An 18,314-nucleotide genomic window follows, 5' to 3' on the forward strand; every position below is an offset into this window, starting at 1 on the left:
CGACGCAGCCGGCCGGACGCCGCCAGCCGTTCCCTGACGACGCCCGCCGGACTGGCGCACGACCGGAGCTTCATGGTGGCCAGCGACGAGGGGGTGTGAGCGTCGGCGACGCCGTGCGGGTCAGCCGGTGTGGTGCCCCGGAGCTCGGGGCGTGGTGTCCTGGTCCGCGCCGGTCTGCACGTCGTGTGCCGGGCGGTCGTCCACCGCTCTCGCCGGGCAGGCGTTGGAGGCCAGGATCAGGGACGTGGCGGCGACCACGGCGGCGGCCAGGCCTCGGGCGTAACGCTCGGTGGGGCGGGTGCGTTGGAGCACGGCGACCTCGCAACAATGGCGACAGCGAAGGGTCAGACACGCGGGACCGGCGCGCCGGGGTGCGCACGCCGGGTCGGGCACGTGGAGTTAAGCATGCTTAACTCTCCGCTTAACCTAGGGGCGTCCGAGTCGGACGGCAAGAGCCGCAGGGGGAGTTGGACCATGGGGGAGCGGGACGAACCGCCGGTCATCGGGCGCCGGGTGCAGCGGCTGCGGGTCGAACGCGGCCTGACGCAGAGACAGTTGGCCGAGCCCGTCTACACGCCCGCGTACATCTCCACCCTGGAGGCCGGGCGGGTACGGCCCTCCGACGAGGCGCTGCGGCACCTCGCCGAGCGGCTCGGCGTCGGCTTCGAGGAGCTGGCCACCGGGCGCCCGGCCCGGCTCGTCACCGACCTGCGGCTGCGGCTCACCGAGGCCCGGCGCACCCTGGCCGGCGGCGAGGCCGAGGAGGCCACGGAACAGTACGCCCGGCTGCGGCCGAGCTGGAGGAGCAGTCTTCCTGCTGCCCGCCAGGGTCGTGGCGGCGACGATCGGCGCCTTCGTGCCCGAGCGGGTCTTCCGCCGCCTCCTGCCGCGACCAGGCGCTCGCCGTCCCGGTCGCGGGCGGCCGGGGCCGTGCCTGAGCGCCCTCTCACCGACAGCTTCGCCTCCACGACCCGGGTGGTGGCCGTGGCGAGCAGGGGACGACGGGGTGACCGGCCTTCCCGGCGCCGCCGTCCGGGGACCCGGTGGAACCGGCCGTCGGCGGGTTCGGCTCCCGGGCGGTCCAGGCAGTGAGCGGTTCCTGCGGGGCCGTACCGTCCGTCTGACCGGCTTCGTCACCGCGACGCGGACGGCACCCGGTACGTCACCCGCGGGGCGAACCGGGCTCCGGGACCGCCCGGCCACCGGCCCTCGACGCCGCCGCCGTACGACGGGTGGAGGAGCCGGCGAACCCGTACGAGCGGCAGTAGCCGACCCCTGCCGGGCCGGGGTTTCGGCGAGCGGCCGATGGGTAGTCGGGGCTGGTCCCCGGGCGGGCAGCGGCAGCCGAGAGCCGTGGCGCGTGGACCCCCCCGCGGGAGTGAGTCGACGTTGCAGGCCGCGTTGCACGAAGGAGGCGTTGATCGTGCGGCCCAGGGACGACCCTCGTGGCGTTCCCGGCGACGGCCCCGGTTCGCGTGGTACGCCGGGCGGTTCCGGCCCTGCGCACGGGAGGGCCCCGGACGTGGACGACGGTCGGCGGCGCCGGATCCGGATCAGGGACCCCGACCCTGGAGGCACCGCCGGCGCCATCGCGGAAGGCGTGCGGGGCGTCTCGCCCGGGGAGGTGCCGAGGCGGCTGTGCGAGGTGGCGGTCGACCTGCTGCCGGTGACCGGCGCGAGCGTGTCGCTGCGCAGTGATGGCATGCCCGTGCAGATCTGCGCGAGCAGCGAGCGGGCCGCCCTCCTGGCGGACATCCAGGCCACGATCGGCGACGGGCCCTGCCAGACCGCCGTGCACACCGGCAGGCCCGTGCTCGCCTGCGACCTGACGTCCGGCCACGACGCACTGCGTTGGCCCGTCTTCGCCCAGCAGGCCACGGCCGAGGGGGTACGGGCGGTGTACGCGGTGCCGCTGGGCAACGGCTCGGTGTATGTGGGCACCCTCGACCTCTACCGGGACACCCCCGGCCGCCTCACCGCCCGCGAACTGCACACCGCGCAGTTGGTCGCCGGGGTCATGACGGTCGCCCTGATGGCCCTGCCGCACGGGGAGGAGCACGAGGCGCCCGGCGGGGAGCCGTGGCTGAGCGGTCTGGCCGCCGACCACGACGAGGTCTACCAGGCCGTCGGCATGATCATGGCCCAGCTCGGTGTCGCCTCCGACGAGGCCCTGGCCCGCCTGCGAGCCCACGCCTTCGCCCACGGCCGCACCGCGCTGGACGTGGCCCGGGACGTGGTGGCGCACCGGGAGGGGTTCGACCGGTTCGACCGGTTCGACCGGGAGTAGGGCGACCGGCGGCGGGCGGGGCAACTCACCTGCACCGACTCTCCCGGGCCGACCGCCGGGCGGCCCGCGTCGAGCAGAAACTCGACCTGGTCCTGGATCACCTGGGCCGCATCCCCCGCCTCAGACCGCGGCCCGCGCCTGTCTTCTGATCTCCGTCAGGCGTCGCGCTCCGAGGTCGACGGCGGCCTGTGTGACCTCGGTGGAGACGTCGCCGAGGCCGCCGTGGGTGACCCCGATCGCGTCCGCGCCGACGCGGACGGCGGCGAGTTCCACGGTCAGCACGGACTCCTCACCGTCGGCCGTCTCACCCGCCAGCGTCACCCGCAGGCCCTGCCGGGCGTCCCCGACCTCCGGCAGCGGCAGGTCGCCGACCTGCACGCCCCGCACGCCCCCGCTCGTGGTCGTCGCCGCGAACGCCCCGCACCGCTCCGGCAGCGACCCCAGCCAGGCCAGCGTCCGGTCGATGTCCGCGGCTTTGCGGGCGACGACCTGGTAATGGAGCTGGGCGTCGGTGTAGGCGTCGTCGAGGCCGACCAGCGCGCGGGTGCCGGTGGGGGCGCCGTAGAGGTCCTCGGTGTAGAGGACGTCCAGCAGGCGCCGGCAGTCGGGGTCCTGCGTGGTCGCCTTGAGCAGCCCGTCCCGCCACGGCGCGGCGCCCCGCGTCGGCGTCCACGGCTTCCCCAGGTCGGCCTCGCTGATCAGCGCGGCGTTCGCCCTCCGCCGCGCTGAGCGTGGGCGACCCGGCGGGGGTCGGGGCGGCGGGCGCGCGCCGCTCGGCCGGGGGCGAGGCGGGCGACGCGACGGCCGGCCGCGCCTGCGCCGGGCCCGTGCCGGAACAGGCGGTCGCGGTGCACAGCACGGTGAGCGACAGTGCGGAGACGGCGAGGACGCGGGCGGCGGCCGGGGGACGGGACATCGGGGCGCCTCCTGAGGGCTCCTGGGGGCCTTTCAAGATCGGTACGCCTCCACGGCACCACTGCCTCCACCCGCCCACCAGCGCACCGGGCCGTCCGGGTGAGCGACGGGCGCCGGGGGTGCCGGCGCTGCTCGCCGTCCGCTCCAGGGCCTGGCTGCGGAACAGGCCGCCGGCTGTGATCGTTGCCAGGGTGGTGGACGTCGGGAAGAGGCACGCATGGTGATCCGGGACCGGAGCGAGGGGCACGGCCGGCCGTCCGGCGGCGGTCCGCGCATGCCGCTGGTGAGCGCCCTGAAGGCGCAACTCGACGCGCTGAAGGAGGAGTTGAGGAGCGGCGCCGACCGCGACGCGAGCATGGCGATGTGCGCGCTGGTGGCCGCGGCGGACGGGCACGTCGACCCTGCCGAGACGGAGCACGTCGAGTCGCTGATCCTGGGCCACGACGTCCTGCGGAACTTCCCGGCGGAGCAGCTGCGCGAGCGGTTCCACCGGCATGTGAACCAGCTCATGCGCGACTTCCCGGCCGGCAAGCACGAGGCGCTGCTGGTCCTGGCCAGGTCGGCGCCGGACCCGACGGAGGCCAGGGCGGTGGTCCGCACGGGCATCATCATCGCCGGCGCCGACGGCCACTTCTCCCAGGCCGAGGTGTCCGTCATCCGGGAGGCCTGCGCAGTGCTGGGCCTCTCGCCCGCCGAGTTCGGCCTGGGCGCGCCGGACAGGCCGGTGATGTAGCGCAGGCCGTCCCTGCCCACGCGGACGCTCCTGGCTCCGCGCTGTCCCTCACCCCACGGCCTCCCGCAGCCCGGCCGGCCGCAGGCCGCCCCCGCCCTGCCCGCTGCCGACTAGGGCGTGTTTCGAAAGTCCCGTCTGGCTCGCGACGCCTGGCACGGCGCCTCGCCGCGTTGTCGGGATCGCCCGCGTACGCCCAGTACGCGGGCGACCTTCCGCCTGGCGACGCACCGCACCGGACGCCGCGAGCCCCGCCCTCCGGGCGGACGACGCCACTTTCGAAACACGCCATAGTGCGACGGCGCGCCCGAAAACCGTTCGCCCACCCACCGCCCCTCCTGTTACGTTCGCCGCATGAAGCGCGCCAACCCCTCCCTCACGACGACGCCGGAGAGTGTCCCGGCGCGCTGACAGCTGACCGATGAGTCGAAAGCCCCGGGGCGAGTGCCCCGGGGCTTTCGCGTGTGGTGCTCGCCTCCGTTCCGGAAACCCGGAACACCGAGAGGAGCCCACCATGTACGACCACCGACGCCTCGGCCGCGAGCTGGATCTGTTCGACACCGATCCGCTGATGGGTGCGGGGTTGCCGTACTGGCTGCCCGACGGCGCGGTCGTGCGGCACGTCCTGGAGGAGTACATCCGCGACATCGAGCGCGCCGCCGGCTACCGGCACGTGTACTCGCCCGTCCTCGGCAAACGCGAGCTGTACGAGATCTCCGGCCACTGGGACCACTACCGCGACGACATGTTCCCGCCGATGGAGCTGGGCGCCGAACAGGTCGTCCTGCGCCCCAGCCTCTGCCCGCACCACGCCCTCATCTACCGCTCCCGCTCCCACAGTTACCGCGAACTTCCCTTCCGCATGGCCGAGTTGGGCGGCATGTACCGCTCCGAGCTGTCCGGGGTGCTCGGCGGCCTGACCCGCGTACGGTCCATCCACCTCAACGACGCGCACATCTTCTGCACCCTGGAGCAGGCCGTGGCGGAGGCCCGCGCGGCCCTCGACCTCATCGCCCGCGCCTACGCCGACCTCGGCATCCGCGCCGCCCGCCACCGTCTGTCCCTGCCCGGCGAGGGCGGCAAGTACGTCGCCGACCCGGACCTGTGGCGCCGGGCCACCGCGCTGTTGCGCGAGGTGATGTCCGACGTGGAGTACGACGCCGTCGAGGGCGAGGCCGCCTTCTACGGCCCCAAGATCGACGTACAGATCACCGACCCCGCCGGCCGCGAGTCCACCCTGTCCACCGTGCAGATCGACTTCCATCAGCCCGAGCGCTTCGACCTGCACTACATCGGCGCCGACGGAGCCAGGCACCGCCCGGTCATGGTCCACCGCAGCATCATCGGCAGCGTCGAACGGGCCGTCGCCCACCTGATCGAGGCCCACGGCGGGGCGTTCCCCGCGTGGCTCGCGCCGGTGCAGCTGGTGGTACTGCCGGTGAGCGAGGCCCAGGAGGCCAAGGCATACGACCTCGCCCACCGCGCCACCGCCCACGGCCTGCGCACCGAGGTCGCCGGCCCCGACCAGGGCACCCTCGGAGCCCGGATCCGTGCGGCACGCCTGGTCCCGTACCAGGCGGTGATCGGCGACCGCGAGGCCGGCGCCGACCTCGCGGCAGTACGCCTCCGAGACGGCCGCCAACCGGGCCCCGTCCCGGCCGAGGACCTACTGCGCCGCATCGCGTCCCGGGTGGAGGCGAGGGGCACCGGGCTGTGGGACGACGAGGAGTGAGGCCGCGGGGGCGGCCGTAAGGGCCTGGGCCGGGCGGCGAGGAACGCCTGGCCCAGGCGCAGCGTGGGAGACCGGCGGCAGTTGGCCGCTTTCGGCCGCAGGCCGGATGGAATCCCCGGGCCGGCCGGCCCCGGGCTGGAGCAGGCATGGCCGGAACCGGCCAACTGCACGTCCCCATATCCGCGTAATGTCCCTGGCACAGCCCCGTGCGGACCCCCTGGAAGGAACTCGTCGTGACGACCGAGCAGCCGCAGCCCATCCCGGTGATCATCGACTGCGACACCGGTGTCGACGACGCCCTGGCCCTGCTGCTGGCCGTGCGGCACCCGGGGCTCGACCTGCGGGCGGTCAGCTGTGTGGCCGGGAACACGGACGTGGACGGCGTCGTACGCAACACGCTCATCGTGCTGGAGCAGGCGGGCGCCCCGGAGATCCCCGTCGCCCGGGGTGCCGAGCGGCCGCTGATCGAGGTGCCGCGGTCCGCCCCCGTGCACGGGCGCGACGGCCTGGGCGACCTCGCTCTGCCCGCGCCGCGGCGCACCCCGGCCGGCGTGGACGCGGTGACCCTGCTGCGCCGCGAGATCCTCGCCTCCCCGCGCCCGGTCACGCTCATCCCCATGGCGCCCCTGACCAACATCGCGCTGCTCCTGCGCACGTACCCGGAGGTGACCCGCAACATCGAGCGGATCGTCTTCATGGGCGGCGCGGTGGAGACCGGGAACGCCACGCCGGTCGCCGAGTTCAACGTCTGGCACGACCCGGAGGCGACGGCGATCCTGCTCACCGCCGGGGTGCCGGTCACGATGTACGGCCTGGACGTGTACCGGCAACTGGTGGTCCCGGGCACGGACGTACGCCGCCTGCGCGCGAGCACCGACCCCGGCACCCGTCTCGCCGGCGACCTCCTCGCCCACCGCCCGTCCTCCCCCGGCATCGAGACCGACCCGGACGCCGGCGGGCTCGGTGACGCGGGCGCGGTCTGCGCGGTCGCCGACCCCGAGGGCCTGACCACCCACCGCCTCCCCGTCGAGGTCTCCCTCGCCCCCGGCCCCGCCCGCGGCCAGACCGTCGTCGACCGCCGCCACCGCCCCGGCGAGTCCGAACTCCACCACGGCACCCGCGAACAGCCCCTGGTGGACGTGGCGTTGGACGTGGACGCGGAACGGTACGTGAAGCTGTACCTGTCGACGGTCGAGGAGGCCCGGACGAGGCCCGTTCCCTAGGGGGCCTTGCACTATGCCCGCCTGGGTCGCGCGGCCTGGCACCGCACCTCGCCGCGTTGCCGAAAAGCCCTAGTAGGACTCCGTTAGGTGTGTTTGCCTGTTGTGTCCGGTCGGGGGCACGGTGGTGTACGGATATGCGGCAAGTGCAGGGCTTGCGGGCCGAGGAGCTGGCCGGGTGGGGCCTGACCCCGCCGGTGGTGGTTGCCGACGCCGGATACGGCCAGAGCCACCCTTTCCGCGACGGGCTGCGCGATCGCGGGCAGGACTACATCACCGCCGTGCGCGGGGACACCAGCGCCCACCCCGCCGATGCCGTGCCCAGCGCGCCCGAGCGGGCGGGCCGCAACGGCGCACACCGCCTGCCCTGCCCACCCGCCGCATCAGACAGCACCCCGCACACACCCAACGGAGTCCGCTAGCACGTGTCCGCCGGCCGTACCGCCCAGCGCTGTTCCACCTTCGCGAGTTTCCAGTACGTCACCGCCGCCGCCCACACGACCACGAACAGGCCGACGATGACGTAGCCGACGTTGTCGAGGTCGAGGCCGGCGATCCAGGCGGTCACGGCGTCGTGCAGGGCGAGTTTCTCGTGCAGGACGCCGACGAGCTCGATCGTGCCGATGACGAAGGCGACGGCGATGGACAGGCCGGTGATGGTGAGGTTGTAGAAGACCTTGCGGACGGGGTTGGAGAACGCCCACTGGTAGGCGAAGTTCATGAACGTGCCGTCGAGCGTGTCGAACAGGCTCATGCCGGCGGCGAAGAGGAGGGGCAGACAGAGGATCGCGTACCAGGGCAGGCCGGCCGCCGCGCCCGAACCCGCCATCACCAGCAGCGTGACCTCGGTGGCCGTGTCGAAGCCGAGGCCGAAGAGGAAGCCGAGCGGGAACATCTGGCCGGGGCGGGATATGGACTTGGTCAGGCGGCCCAGGATCCGGTTCATGAAGCCGCGGGAGTCCAGGTGCTGTTCCAGTTCCCTCTCGTCGTACGACCCCGCCCGCATCGCCTTGAAGACCTTCAGGATGCCGAGCAGGGCGACCAGGTTGAGCGCGGCGATGAGGTAGAGGAACGTGCCGGAGACGGTCGTCCCCAGCACACCCAGGACCTGGTGGGTTCGCGAGCCCTCGTCCATCACGCGGCCCGCGAGCTGCGTGCCGCCCGCGATCAGCGCGGCGAGCAGCACCACCACGCTGGAGTGGCCGAGCGCGAACCAGAACCCCACCGACACCGGCCGCTTGCCGTCGGCCATCAGCTTGCGGGTGGTGTTGTCGATCGCGGCGATGTGGTCGGCGTCGAAGGCGTGCCGCATGCCGAGGGTGTAGGCGGTGATGCCGAGGCCGACGCCGAAGGCCTTGGTGCCGACCTCGTAGTGCTGCGGCACCACGAGCAGGAACAGCACGCCGAACGCGACGACGTGCAGGGCGGCCACCGCGGCCATGAGTCCGGCGGTCTTGAGGGTGTCTTCCCGGCGCCACTTGAAGGCCGTCGTCCGGGCAGGGTCGGGCAGGTTCATCCGGTCACGCTCCAGCACCTCGTGGATCACTTCGTGAGCTGCCGTGGCCGGTCTCCTGGCTTACGGGTCGTACGCCTGCGCGCCGCCTTCCCGGCCCCCTCGCGGCGGCCAGTGGCTGTCCCCTGCGGGACGTGGAACGCAGACTCCCCGATCACAGTGGCGAGGGCCGCGCCGGACTGACACCGGCTTCCCGAACACCACGGCGGGGCAACCGTAGGGGCGGAAGCGGTTACCTGACCAGGGGTCCTGCCGGTCAGGTAGGGAAGATCACAGGCGGGTGGGGGCCGACACATCCCCTCGGTGCGCCCGAGGGGCAGCCTCGGACGCCGGACGGGGCGTGCCGGCGTCGTCGGCCGCATCCTCCGCCTCGTCCGGCGCCCGGTCGGCAACCGGTCAGTGCACGTCGGTCACGAGCGGGCCGAGCGGCGGCGGCGCGTGACGAGGACGATGGCGGCGCCGCCCGCCAGGAGGGCGCCCGCGCCGATGGCGATGGGGGTCGTGGCGCTGTTGGCGCCGGTCTCCGCGAGGTCGCCTCCGCCGCCCTGAGGCGTGGTGGCGGGGGCGGTCGTCGACTCGGAGGGGGTCGGCGTGGGCGTGTCCGTCGACGCCGAGGGCTTCGAGGACTCGGGGGCCGACGGGGTCGGCGGCTGCGCGGGCTCGGTGGTCGCCGGGGGCGGCTCGGTCGGCGGGTTCTCGGCGGGCGGCGTCGTGCAGTTCTTCGTGCCGCCGTTCCAGGCCGCGATCAGCTTGTCCTTGATGACCGGACGGTCCGGGCCCTTGGGCAGGTCGCCGTGCTGGAAGCCGTCCTTGGCGTCCAGCTCGCCGTCGAACTTCACCGCGCCCCGGTAGAGGTCTATCTGCGCGAAGCAGCCCGCGTCCGGGACGGCGATGTCGAGGGAGCCGGTCCGGCCCGGCTTGACCGTCACCGTGTCGAAGTCGACGAAGACCTGGTCGCCGGAGGTGGCGAAGGTGGCGCCGTGGGCGAGGTAGGAGGCGAGGGAGGCGGTGCAGGTGGTGGCGTCACCGGCGGCGCGGACCTCGACGTGGACCTTGCCGTCGTCGGTGGGCCTCAGGCTCTGGTCGTCGACCTTGACCGAGTCGTGGAAGTTCTTCCCGTCCAGGGAGAACTGGCAGCGGTCGGTCGCGGTCTCCGTGCCGGCGCCGGTGCCGGGCTTGTAGCTGCCGCCGGACGACCAGCCGTCGCCGCCACCGGGCGTACCGGTGGCCCAGGCGGCGTTGGCGGAGGCGGCGCACAGGGCGAGCGTCGCGGCGCACGTCCCCAGCAGGTGTCGCAGGGTGACCCGTCTCGCAGATGACATGCGGATCCCATTCTTGGCGTATACAGGACCCGGCAGACGGCACGCGGGCAGCGCGCGGGCACACCGTTGCCGGGCCGTACCGGGGGTGAGTGGTCGAAGAAACACTGGGCCCATTGGTCGTATGCGCCACAGCGAGCCCCCATCGTGGCCGTGCCGCCGAACCGTGTCAACCTGCGGTTATGCAAAAGCAGTTACAAAGTAATCACTGTGCCGCCACACAAGGAACGATCCCCTCCGGCTGCGTACGGTGTTCGCTTTTCCGGCGATCTGGACAGTCTTCTTGCTGTCACTCGCACACACCTCAGAGGAGATTGCGTGACCGACCTCTCGTCCCGCAGCCCCGACTGGTGGCGCCAGGCCGTCATCTACCAGGTCTATCCGCGCAGTTTCGCCGACGCCGACGGCGACGGGTTCGGTGATCTGCGGGGCGTAGCCCAGCGGCTGACCCACCTGGCTGCGCTCGGCGTCGACGCCCTGTGGCTGAGCCCGTTCTACCAAGTTCATCGGTAGTGCTCCGCCGTTCACGGCGGAGGTGAAGCCGATCCGGTCGTAGCGGCGCGGAGCGCCGCAGCGTCTGGTGCTGTCATGAACCGACGCGGAGCGTCGGGGTGGCATTCCGGCGGAGCCGGAGTGAGTGTGGTCAGGTCGGACGTTGCTGCTGCCGGATGTACTGCTTGACGACGGTGAGGGGTGCCCCTCCGCAGGAGGCGGCGAAGTAGGAGCCGGACCAGAAGCGACTGCCCCACAGGTAGCGGCGCACGTGGGGTTCGAACTCCTGGCGCAGGCGGCGTGAGGAGACGCCCTTGAGGGAGTTCACCAGCTTCGACAGGGCGACCTTGGGCGGATAGTGAACGAGCAGGTGGACGTGGTCGTGTTCGCCGTTGAACTCGCGCAGTTCGGCCTCGAAGTCCGCGCAGACCTCGCGCATGATTTCCTCGCACCGGTCCAGCATCGCCTCCGTGAACACTCCACGACGGTATTTGGTTACAAACACCAAGTGGACATGGAGGTTGTAGACCACGTGACGACCGGTTCTGACGTCTTTGTTCGGTTTCCAGCGAGGTGACATAAACCAATGCTAGCGTTCACTGCCATGGGGCAACAGGACAGCCAACAAGGGCTGGTGAAGCGGCAGTTCGGGCATCGTGCCCGTCTGGCGCTCGACCCTGCCCAGGTGGCGGTCCTGGACGCACAAGGGCATGCGGCGCGTACCACCTGGAACCTGCTGCACGGCTGGTGGCTGATGCTGCCGAAGGCGAAGCGGACCCTGGCGGCGGCCGACGCGGTCATCCGCGAGGGGCGCAGGGAACTGGACTGGCTCGGCGTGCTGCCCGCGCAGGCCGCCCAGGCGGTGCTGAAAACCTACTTCCAGGCGTGGAAGAACTGCTGGGAGGGCCGGGCTCAGGCACCAGAGTTCAAGGCCCGCTTCCGCACGAGGATGAGCATCGACATCCCGCAGGGCCGTGACCTGCACGTGGTGCGGGTGCACCGCAGGTGGGGCATGGTCAACATCCCCAAGCTCGGCCGCATCCGCTTCCGCTGGACCAAAGATCTCCCCGTCGGCAAGCATGCGGACAAGGGCAACAGGATCACCGGGGCGCGGCTGGTCAAGGACGCCCTGGGCTGGCACATCGCCTTCCGCGTCACCGCCCTGGCCCCCGCCCCCGGCCCGCATCCTGGCACGGAGGTCGGCGTCGACGCCGGGATCACCGTCCCGCTGGCCCTGTCCGACGGCGGAACCGCCGAACACGGCCCCTGGCTCAGCAAGAAGGAAGAAGCCCGTCTGCTGCACTACGAGCAGCGCGCCGCCCGACGCAAGAGCCACCGTAAGAAGGGCGAGCGCACCAGCCGCCGCCTGCACAAGACCTACGACCAGATCGCTCGTATCCGCGCGACAGCCAAGCGCCGACGCGAGGACTGGCAGCACAAAACCACCACCGCCCTCGCCGACACGTACGGCACGGTGGTCGTCGAAGCACTGCACATCACGAACATGACCAAGTCCGCAAAGGGCACCGCCGAGCAGCCGGGCAGGCAGGTCGCGCAGAAGGCCGGCCTGAACCGCTCCGTCCTCGGCGAAGCCTGGGGACGGACCGTGCACCTCCTGGCCTACAAGCTCGCCCGCCGGGGCGGACTCCTGGCCGAGGTCCCCGCCCCGGGCACCTCCCAGGAATGCGCCCAGTGCCACACCGTGACCCCGGGCAGCCGCAGGAACCAGGCCGAGTTCGTGTGCAACAACCCCGCGTGCGGCTGGGAAGGCAACGCCGACACCAACGCCGCCCGCACCGTGCTTCACCGATACCGGACGGGCCACGCGCTCGTCCCGGCTGCAGGGAGGGCAGTCGTCAGGCGCGCTACGAACGGCGTCAAACCCGCCACCGCAAGGTAGGCAGGAATCTCCCGGATTCATCCGGGAGAGAGCTTCAACGCGACTGGCGCAAGGTCCTCGACGCCTACCGCCCGCCCCGCATGGCCGTCGCCGAGGCCTGGGTCCCCGGCGCCCGCCGCGCGCTGTACGCCCGCCCGGACGAACTGGGCCAGGCGTTCAACTTCGAGTACCTGGAGGCTGATTGGGACGCTGACGACCTTCGGCAGATCATCACCGACTCCCTCTCCACCGCCCGCGCGGCCGGCGCGCCGGCCACCTGGGTGCTGTCCAACCACGACGTCGTACGGCACACCTCGCGCCTGATGCTCCCACCGGGCACCGACGACAATGCCTGGCTCCTCTCGGGCGGCCACGCACCGGCCGTGGACGAGTCCTCGCGGGCCTGCGCCGCGCCCGCGCCGCGACCCTCCTGCGGCTGCGGGTGGCCGCCGGACTCCAGCAGCGGGGCCGTATGGCGCTCGGGGCGGTGGACGCCCTCCGCGGTGACCCGGCTGCGCGGGGCGCCGGCCGCGCCGGGCAGCGGGACCGGGCGGCGGGCGACGAGCCGGCCCACCCAGTGCCGGCCGCACTGCTCGCAGGGCGGTGCCCCCTCCGGGGTGTACGGGGAGGGGGCGGGGGTGTTGTCCCGGTAGAAGTACTCCCACTCGTCCCCGTGGCCGTCCTGGTAGCGCTGGACGTCGTAGTCGACGCTCCAGCGGTGCCAGCACGCACCACAGGTGAATTCGACCCGTTCCACGGCAAGTTCGGTGATCACTGCGGCACGCCTCCGATCACGCACGTCACACACGGGATATCGGCGCGGACAGTCTTCGCCTTTTTCCCTATACCTCGCCGGGCTGGACTTGACAAGAGGGAGCTCAAGTTTTATTCAGGCTATACGGCAACTTGGGTCCGAAACCGCAGCTCGTGAGGGCGAGAAGCTCATGAGGTGCGAGGAGGGAGAACCCGGATGGCGCGCTCGGTCGGCATTGATCTCGGTACGACGAACTCGGTGGTCTCGGTCCTGGAGGGCGGCGAACCGACCGTCATCACCAACACGGAAGGGGCACGGACCACGCCCTCGGTCGTGGCCTTCGCCAAGAGCGGCGAGGTGCTGGTCGGCGAGGTCGCCAAACGGCAGGCCGTGACGAACGTCGAGCGCACGGCCCGCTCCGTCAAGCGGCACATGGGCGATCACGGCTGGCGCTTCCCGGACCAGGGCGACATCGACGGCCGGCGGTACACCGCGCAGGAGATCTCCGCGCGCGTGCTGCAGAAGCTGAAGCGGGACGCGGAGGGGTACCTCGGCGAGGACGTCACCGACGCCGTGATCACGGTGCCCGCCTACTTCGACGACTCCCAGCGGCAGGCGACCAAGGAGGCGGGCGAGATCGCCGGCCTGAACGTCCTGCGGATCATCAACGAGCCGACGGCGGCGGCGCTGGCGTACGGGCTGGACAAGGAGAGCGAGCAGACCGTGCTGGTCTTCGACCTCGGCGGCGGCACCTTCGACGTGTCGCTGCTGGAGATCGGCGAGGGCGTCATCGAGGTCAAGGCCACCAACGGCGACACGCACCTCGGCGGCGACGACTGGGACCAGCGGATCGTCGACCACCTGGTCAAGCAGTTCAAGAACGCGTACGGCGTCGACCTGGCCAAGGACAAGATGGCCGTGCAGCGGCTGCGGGAGGCGGCGGAGAAGGCCAAGATCGAGCTGTCCTCGTCGACCGAGACGACGATCAACTTGCCCTACATCACCGCCTCCGCCGAGGGCCCGCTGCACCTGGACGAGAAGCTGACCCGCGCCCAGTTCCAGCAGCTGACAAGTGAGCTGCTCGACCGCTGCAAGGGCCCCTTCCACAACGCGGTCAAGGACGCCGGGATCAAGCTGTCCGACATCAACCACGTGATCCTGGTGGGCGGTTCGACCCGGATGCCCGCGGTCACCGAGCTGGTCAGGGAGCTCACCGGCAAGGATCCGCACAAGGGCGTCAACCCGGACGAGGTCGTGGCCGTCGGCGCCTCCCTGCAGGCCGGTGTGCTGAAGGGCGAGGTCAAGGACGTCCTGCTGCTGGACGTCACCCCGCTGTCCCTGGGCATCGAGACCAAGGGCGGCATCATGACCAGGCTCATCGAGCGGAACACGACGATCCCGACCCGGCGTTCGGAGATCTTCACCACCGCCGAGGACAACCAGCCGTCCGTGACCGTGCAGGTCTACCAGGGCGAACGCGAGATCGCCGCCTACAACAAGAAGCTCGGTATGTTCGAGCTGACCGGCCTCCCGCCTGCGCCGCGCGGCATTCCGCAGGTCGAGGTGGCGTTCGACATCGACGCCAACGGCATCATGCACGTCTCCGCCAAGGACCTCGGCACCGGCAGGGAGCAGAAGATGACCGTCACCGGCGGCTCGGCGCTGCCCAGGGACGACATCGACCGGATGGTCCGCGAGGCCGAGCAGCACGCCGAGGAGGACCGCGGGCGCCGCGAGGCGGCCGAGACCCGCAACCAGGCCGAACAGCTCGTCTACTCCACGGAGAAGCTCATCCGGGACAACCCCGACACTGTCCCGGCCGACGCGAAGAGTGAGACGGAGGCGGCGCTGGCCGACCTGAAGGAGAAGCTGAAGGGCGAGTCCGCCGAAGGCGACGACACAGCGGCGATCCGGGATTCCATGGAGCGTGCGACGCAGGCCGCGCAGAAGCTCGGTACGGCGATGTACGACCGGACGCGCGCCGAGCGCGCCGAAAGCGACCGGGCCCAGGAGACGCCGAAGGCCGCCTCCACGGACGACGAGGTGGTGGACGCCGAGATCGTCGACGACGACAAGCCCGAGGCGGGCTGACCCATGAGGCCGGACCAGCGCCGCGGCTCGGAGGCGGAGCGCCTGCGCGAGGAACTGGCGGAGCGCACCGCCGACCTCCAGCGGGTGAAGGCCGAGTACGACAACTACCGCAAGCGGGTACGCCGGGACCGGCTCGCCGTGCGGGAGATCGCCGTCGCCAACGTGCTGCGGGCCCTGCTGCCGGTGCTGGACGCCCTGGACCGGGCCCGCGAGCACGAGCAGCTGACGCCGGGCCTGAAGGACATCGCCGACACGCTGGAGAGCCAGGCCGGTGCCCTGGGCCTGGTGTCCTTCGGCGAGGTCGGCGACCCCTTCGACCCGGCCCGGCACGAGGCGCTCACCCACCACGTCTCGGACACCGCCGGCGAACTGCGCTGCACGCGTGTCCTGCGCCCCGGCTACCGCCTCGGCGGCCACCTGCTCCGCCCGGCGGTGGTGGAGGTGACGGGGCCGCCGGCGCCGGGGCCGGGCTGAGCCCGACGGCCCCGGGTTCACCCGTCGAGCCCATCACCGCAGGTCACCTGTGCGGCTGCGCGGCGAGAATCGCACTCAGATGTGCCAACGACGTCCGCACAGGGAGCACCGCCGACGATGTCCATGATCTGCACCACGACCGGGAAGACAGCAGCCGTGGGGTTGATACGAGGCGGGGCAGCGGCCTTTGCGTGTGTGGCCCTCGCAGGCGTGCTCGCGCCGTCCGGTGCGGCGGCCCCCGCCCGCCCGATCCGGGGCGAGGCGACCATCGCGCCGGGCCGGGAAGGCATCGTCGAGGTGTCCGGGTACGGGACTCGGCTCGGTGCCGGGGCCACGGTGACCCTGCGGGCTCCCGCCGGCGCCGAGGTGACCGGCGTCCCCCTCGACGCTCCCGGTTACCGGGGCTCCCTCGCCGCCGACGGCCGCAGGGGGACGTACACCGTCACCGGCACCCCGCGGGAGCGGCGGGCGTTCCCCTTCGTGCTGGCCGTGCCCGAGGGTGCCGTACCGGGGACCAGGCTGCGCGGCTGTGCGGTGCGGGTCGTCGACGCGGGCGGTGCGGTGCGGGCCGCCGGGGCGTGCGCGGTGACGGTCGGGCTGCCCGGGCCCACCCTGACCCGGCCCGAGTCGGGTGTGCCGCTGCCCGCCCGTCCGGAGATCGCCGGTACGGCCCACCCCGGCGTCCGGATCACCGTCCGGGACAAGGACCACAAGGTGGCCTGCGCCGCCACCACCGGCGCCGACGGCATCTGGAGGTGCACCCCGGACACGGCGCTCCCCACCGGCGCCAACCGCCTCCAGCCGACCGCCTCCCTCAACGGGGTGAGCGCGGTCGGCGAACAGATCCAGATCACCGTCACCGACGGCGGCGCTGCACAGCGGCACGCGTGAGGGGCTGCCCTTGTCTGCGGGGCAGTCCCTCACGGCGGTCTGGACGGTGGCCAGGGGCACGTGTCAGACGTGGCCGGGGCCTCCGCTGCCGAATCCACCGCTCGATCCCGGCAGCCAACGCCGTCGGCGCTGGTCCTTGCCTCGTCTGCTTCCGGAGTGGTGGAGCTCGTACGGCATGAGCCGTGTGCCGTCCTCCGCGACCGGGATCTCGTCCGGCTCCCTCATCTCCCGTTCCTCGTGGATCGGGCCGGTCATGGGCAGTCTCGGCTGCTCCTCGGGGCTGGGGTGGTGGATGTCCTTGTCCAGGACCCTCATGCCGATGCGTACGGCAAGGATCAGCGCGCCGGCCACGAACAGCCCGCCGAAGAAGGCCGCCGCCACGTTGAGTACGTCCTGGGTCTCGGCCAGTAGTTCGAATGTCTCCGTACTCATACTCCGATTATCCCCTCGGAATGGGAGAAAGCGCCCGGAATGCCCCGATGATCTCCGGCAACCTGTGTACCCCTGGCGGCGACCTGTGGGCGAGGATCCGGGGCCGTCTCACCGGGTTCACAGGGTCGCGCGCAGGTGGCTGACGGTGACGAAGTGGTAGCCGCGGGCGCCGAGGGTGCGCAGGATCTGCGGGACGGCCCCGACCGAGGTGGCGTGGATGTCGTGCATGAGGACGACGTCGTTGGGCTTGGCCTTGTCGATGACGGACCGGGCGACCTTGGCCGAGTCGCGGTACTTCCAGTCCTCGGTGTCCACGTCCCACAGCACCGGTGACAGCCCCGTCGCCGCCTTCACCGTGCCGTTGACCGCTCCGTACGGCGGCCGGAACAGCGTCGGCGCCCTGCCGGTCGCGGCCTTGATCGCCGCGCTGGTGCGGTCCAGCTGGGACCGGATCTGGGCCGGGGTGAGCCTGGTGAGGTCGGGGTGGTTCCAGGAGTGGTTGCCGACCTCGCACCCGGCGCGCGCCTCGGCGCGGACCAGGTCCGGGTGGGCGGCGACGTTCTGCCCGACGACGAAGAAGGTGGCGCGCGCCCTGTACCGCGCCAGGTACGTCAGCAGCTGCGCGGTCTCCTTCACCGCCGGCCCGTCGTCGAAGGTCAGCGCGATGCACTTGGCCCTGGAGCAGTCGGTGTCGTCGCCCCCGTCGGCGGTGTGCGTCGGGACGGGAGTGGTGGGCGCGGGGGCGGCACCGAGGTCGAGCTTCTGCCCGGGGCTGACGGTCTGCTTCCGCACCCGCTTGCCGAAGTCGGACAGCCACGGGATGACCGTGGCCGGCGGCAGCGTGACCTGGACGCGTCCGGCGGCGGGCGGGCCGATCGTGCCCCGGTCGAAGGTGATCCGCAGGGCGCCGCCCTGCGTGAAGACCATGTCGTCCAGCGTGGACGGGGCGGCGAGGGCGTCGTCGAGCATCGCCGCGTCCACGCCCTCGGCGGCCTCCAGCCGCTGCTTGAGCCGGGCGAGGAAGGTCGCGCGCGAGCCGTCGGCGATCAGCCCGGACGCCGTCCGGTAGGCCGCGTCGGCACCGTCGTACCAGTACGTCTTCGTCTCCGTGCCGTCCCCGGCGGCCGTACGGTCCAGCGTGGTCAGCCGGACGCCCACCACGTCCCCGGAGGCGACCAGGAAGTCGTAGCCGATGTTCAGCTCCCGGCCGGCGGTGTCCTGGCCGGACCCCGAGCCCGCGCTGCCGCAGCTGGGGTCGCCCCGGTCCGTGCCGAGGAAGGCGGCCAGCCTGCGCTGCACGTCCTTCTTCATCGCGGCCGTCATCGCCGCCGCCCCGGGCACGGCCGGGTAGCTGGTCGCCCACCGGCAGTCGGAGTGCTCGCTGCTGTCGTTGACGATCTCCAGGCCCTTGATCCTCGACGGGTCGACGCCGCGGGTCGCGGCGGGGGCGGGGGAGCCCGCGGGGCCCGCCTCCAGGGCGGGGGCGGGGCTGCCGGGTGACGATCCGGAGCCCGCGCAGGCCGCCGTGAGGGTCAGTGAGCCGAGCAGGAGGAACGAGAGGAAGAGCGGGTGCTTGCGCATACGG

Annotated in this window: 15 protein-coding genes, 4 pseudogenes and 1 riboswitch; of the genes and pseudogenes, 12 read left to right on the forward strand and 7 right to left on the reverse strand. The window is 72.2% G+C overall.

The window, feature by feature from the left end:
* Positions 1-120: 120 nt before the first annotated feature.
* The gene (locus H8R17_RS30300; RefSeq protein WP_187826420.1) at positions 121-312 is read right to left on the reverse strand and encodes a hypothetical protein; all 192 of its coding nucleotides are present in this window, start codon (positions 310-312) and stop codon (positions 121-123) included.
* A 162-nt stretch (positions 313-474) separates the two neighbouring features.
* Between H8R17_RS30300 and H8R17_RS30305 the strand changes: the two are divergent.
* Positions 475-789: pseudogene (locus tag H8R17_RS30305) on the forward strand (helix-turn-helix domain-containing protein); the annotation flags it as partial.
* Between the two features lie 733 nt (positions 790-1,522).
* The gene (locus tag H8R17_RS30310; RefSeq protein ID WP_316959568.1) at positions 1,523-2,287 is read left to right on the forward strand and encodes a GAF and ANTAR domain-containing protein; all 765 of its coding nucleotides are present in this window, start codon (positions 1,523-1,525) and stop codon (positions 2,285-2,287) included.
* A gap of 120 nt (positions 2,288-2,407) precedes the next feature.
* On the opposite strand, the gene H8R17_RS48880 is transcribed toward H8R17_RS30310, so the two are convergent.
* A complete protein-coding gene (locus H8R17_RS48880; RefSeq protein WP_316959569.1) occupies positions 2,408-2,674 on the reverse strand; it encodes a hypothetical protein in 267 nt (88 codons plus the stop codon).
* A 745-nt stretch (positions 2,675-3,419) separates the two neighbouring features.
* On the opposite strand from H8R17_RS48880, the gene H8R17_RS30320 reads away from it, so the two are divergent.
* The 4 genes and pseudogenes from H8R17_RS30320 to H8R17_RS30335 all read left to right on the forward strand — a co-directional run.
* Entirely contained in the window at positions 3,420-3,935 is a 516-nt protein-coding gene (locus H8R17_RS30320) for a tellurite resistance TerB family protein (RefSeq protein WP_187826422.1), read from the forward strand.
* A 418-nt stretch (positions 3,936-4,353) separates the two neighbouring features.
* Positions 4,354-5,664, forward strand: a complete 1,311-nt coding sequence (gene thrS / locus H8R17_RS30325; protein WP_316959570.1) for a threonine--tRNA ligase — start codon at positions 4,354-4,356, stop codon at positions 5,662-5,664.
* A 233-nt stretch (positions 5,665-5,897) separates the two neighbouring features.
* Entirely contained in the window at positions 5,898-6,887 is a 990-nt protein-coding gene (locus H8R17_RS30330; RefSeq protein WP_187826424.1) for a nucleoside hydrolase, read from the forward strand.
* A gap of 161 nt (positions 6,888-7,048) precedes the next feature.
* Positions 7,049-7,252: pseudogene (locus tag H8R17_RS30335) on the forward strand (transposase); the annotation flags it as partial.
* Positions 7,253-7,302: 50 nt separating this feature from the next.
* Here H8R17_RS30335 and H8R17_RS30340 read toward each other — a convergent pair.
* A complete protein-coding gene (locus H8R17_RS30340; RefSeq protein WP_316959571.1) occupies positions 7,303-8,430 on the reverse strand; it encodes a HoxN/HupN/NixA family nickel/cobalt transporter in 1,128 nt (375 codons plus the stop codon).
* A riboswitch (cobalamin riboswitch) is annotated at positions 8,428-8,617 on the reverse strand. It overlaps the preceding gene by 3 nt.
* Before the next feature lie 190 nt (positions 8,618-8,807).
* Complete coding sequence (locus tag H8R17_RS30345) at positions 8,808-9,719, reverse strand: LAETG motif-containing sortase-dependent surface protein (protein ID WP_187826426.1); 912 nt, start codon at positions 9,717-9,719, stop codon at positions 8,808-8,810.
* A 315-nt stretch (positions 9,720-10,034) separates the two neighbouring features.
* On the opposite strand from H8R17_RS30345, the pseudogene H8R17_RS30350 reads away from it, so the two are divergent.
* Positions 10,035-10,214: pseudogene (locus H8R17_RS30350) on the forward strand (alpha-amylase family glycosyl hydrolase); the annotation flags it as partial.
* Positions 10,215-10,359: 145 nt separating this feature from the next.
* Here the strand turns inward: H8R17_RS30350 and tnpA are convergent.
* Positions 10,360-10,788 (reverse strand): IS200/IS605 family transposase, encoded by a 429-nt coding sequence (tnpA, locus tag H8R17_RS30355; RefSeq protein ID WP_187826427.1) that lies wholly within the window; start codon positions 10,786-10,788, stop codon positions 10,360-10,362.
* Between the two features lie 24 nt (positions 10,789-10,812).
* On the opposite strand from tnpA, the gene H8R17_RS30360 reads away from it, so the two are divergent.
* The 5 genes and pseudogenes from H8R17_RS30360 to H8R17_RS30380 all read left to right on the forward strand — a co-directional run bounded on the left by H8R17_RS30360 (position 10,813) and on the right by H8R17_RS30380 (position 16,297).
* Positions 10,813-12,108: a transposase gene (locus tag H8R17_RS30360; RefSeq protein ID WP_262505623.1), complete on the forward strand. Its 1,296-nt coding sequence runs from the start codon at positions 10,813-10,815 to the stop codon at positions 12,106-12,108.
* Positions 12,109-12,137: 29 nt separating this feature from the next.
* Positions 12,138-12,526: pseudogene (locus H8R17_RS30365) on the forward strand (alpha-amylase); the annotation flags it as partial.
* Positions 12,527-13,057: 531 nt separating this feature from the next.
* The gene (gene dnaK, locus H8R17_RS30370) at positions 13,058-14,932 is read left to right on the forward strand and encodes a molecular chaperone DnaK (RefSeq protein WP_187826428.1); all 1,875 of its coding nucleotides are present in this window, start codon (positions 13,058-13,060) and stop codon (positions 14,930-14,932) included.
* 3 nt (positions 14,933-14,935) lie between these two features.
* Positions 14,936-15,406, forward strand: a complete 471-nt coding sequence (grpE, locus tag H8R17_RS30375) for a nucleotide exchange factor GrpE (protein WP_187826429.1) — start codon at positions 14,936-14,938, stop codon at positions 15,404-15,406.
* Positions 15,407-15,601: 195 nt separating this feature from the next.
* The gene (locus H8R17_RS30380; RefSeq protein ID WP_316959572.1) at positions 15,602-16,297 is read left to right on the forward strand and encodes a carboxypeptidase regulatory-like domain-containing protein; all 696 of its coding nucleotides are present in this window, start codon (positions 15,602-15,604) and stop codon (positions 16,295-16,297) included.
* Between the two features lie 63 nt (positions 16,298-16,360).
* On the opposite strand, the gene H8R17_RS30385 is transcribed toward H8R17_RS30380, so the two are convergent.
* Both H8R17_RS30385 and H8R17_RS30390 read right to left on the reverse strand, forming a co-directional pair.
* On the reverse strand, positions 16,361-16,729 hold the full coding sequence (locus H8R17_RS30385) for a DUF6479 family protein (protein ID WP_187826431.1): 369 nt from the start codon (positions 16,727-16,729) through the stop codon (positions 16,361-16,363).
* A gap of 117 nt (positions 16,730-16,846) precedes the next feature.
* Positions 16,847-18,310 carry a polysaccharide deacetylase family protein gene (locus H8R17_RS30390; protein ID WP_187826432.1) on the reverse strand — a complete coding sequence of 488 codons (1,464 nt, stop codon included), beginning with the start codon at positions 18,308-18,310 and terminating at the stop codon, positions 16,847-16,849.
* Positions 18,311-18,314: the final 4 nt, after the last annotated feature.

Origin of the sequence: Streptomyces sp. TRM68367, assembly GCF_014495685.1 — a bacterium.
In the GTDB taxonomy this organism is placed as follows: domain Bacteria; phylum Actinomycetota; class Actinomycetes; order Streptomycetales; family Streptomycetaceae; genus Streptomyces.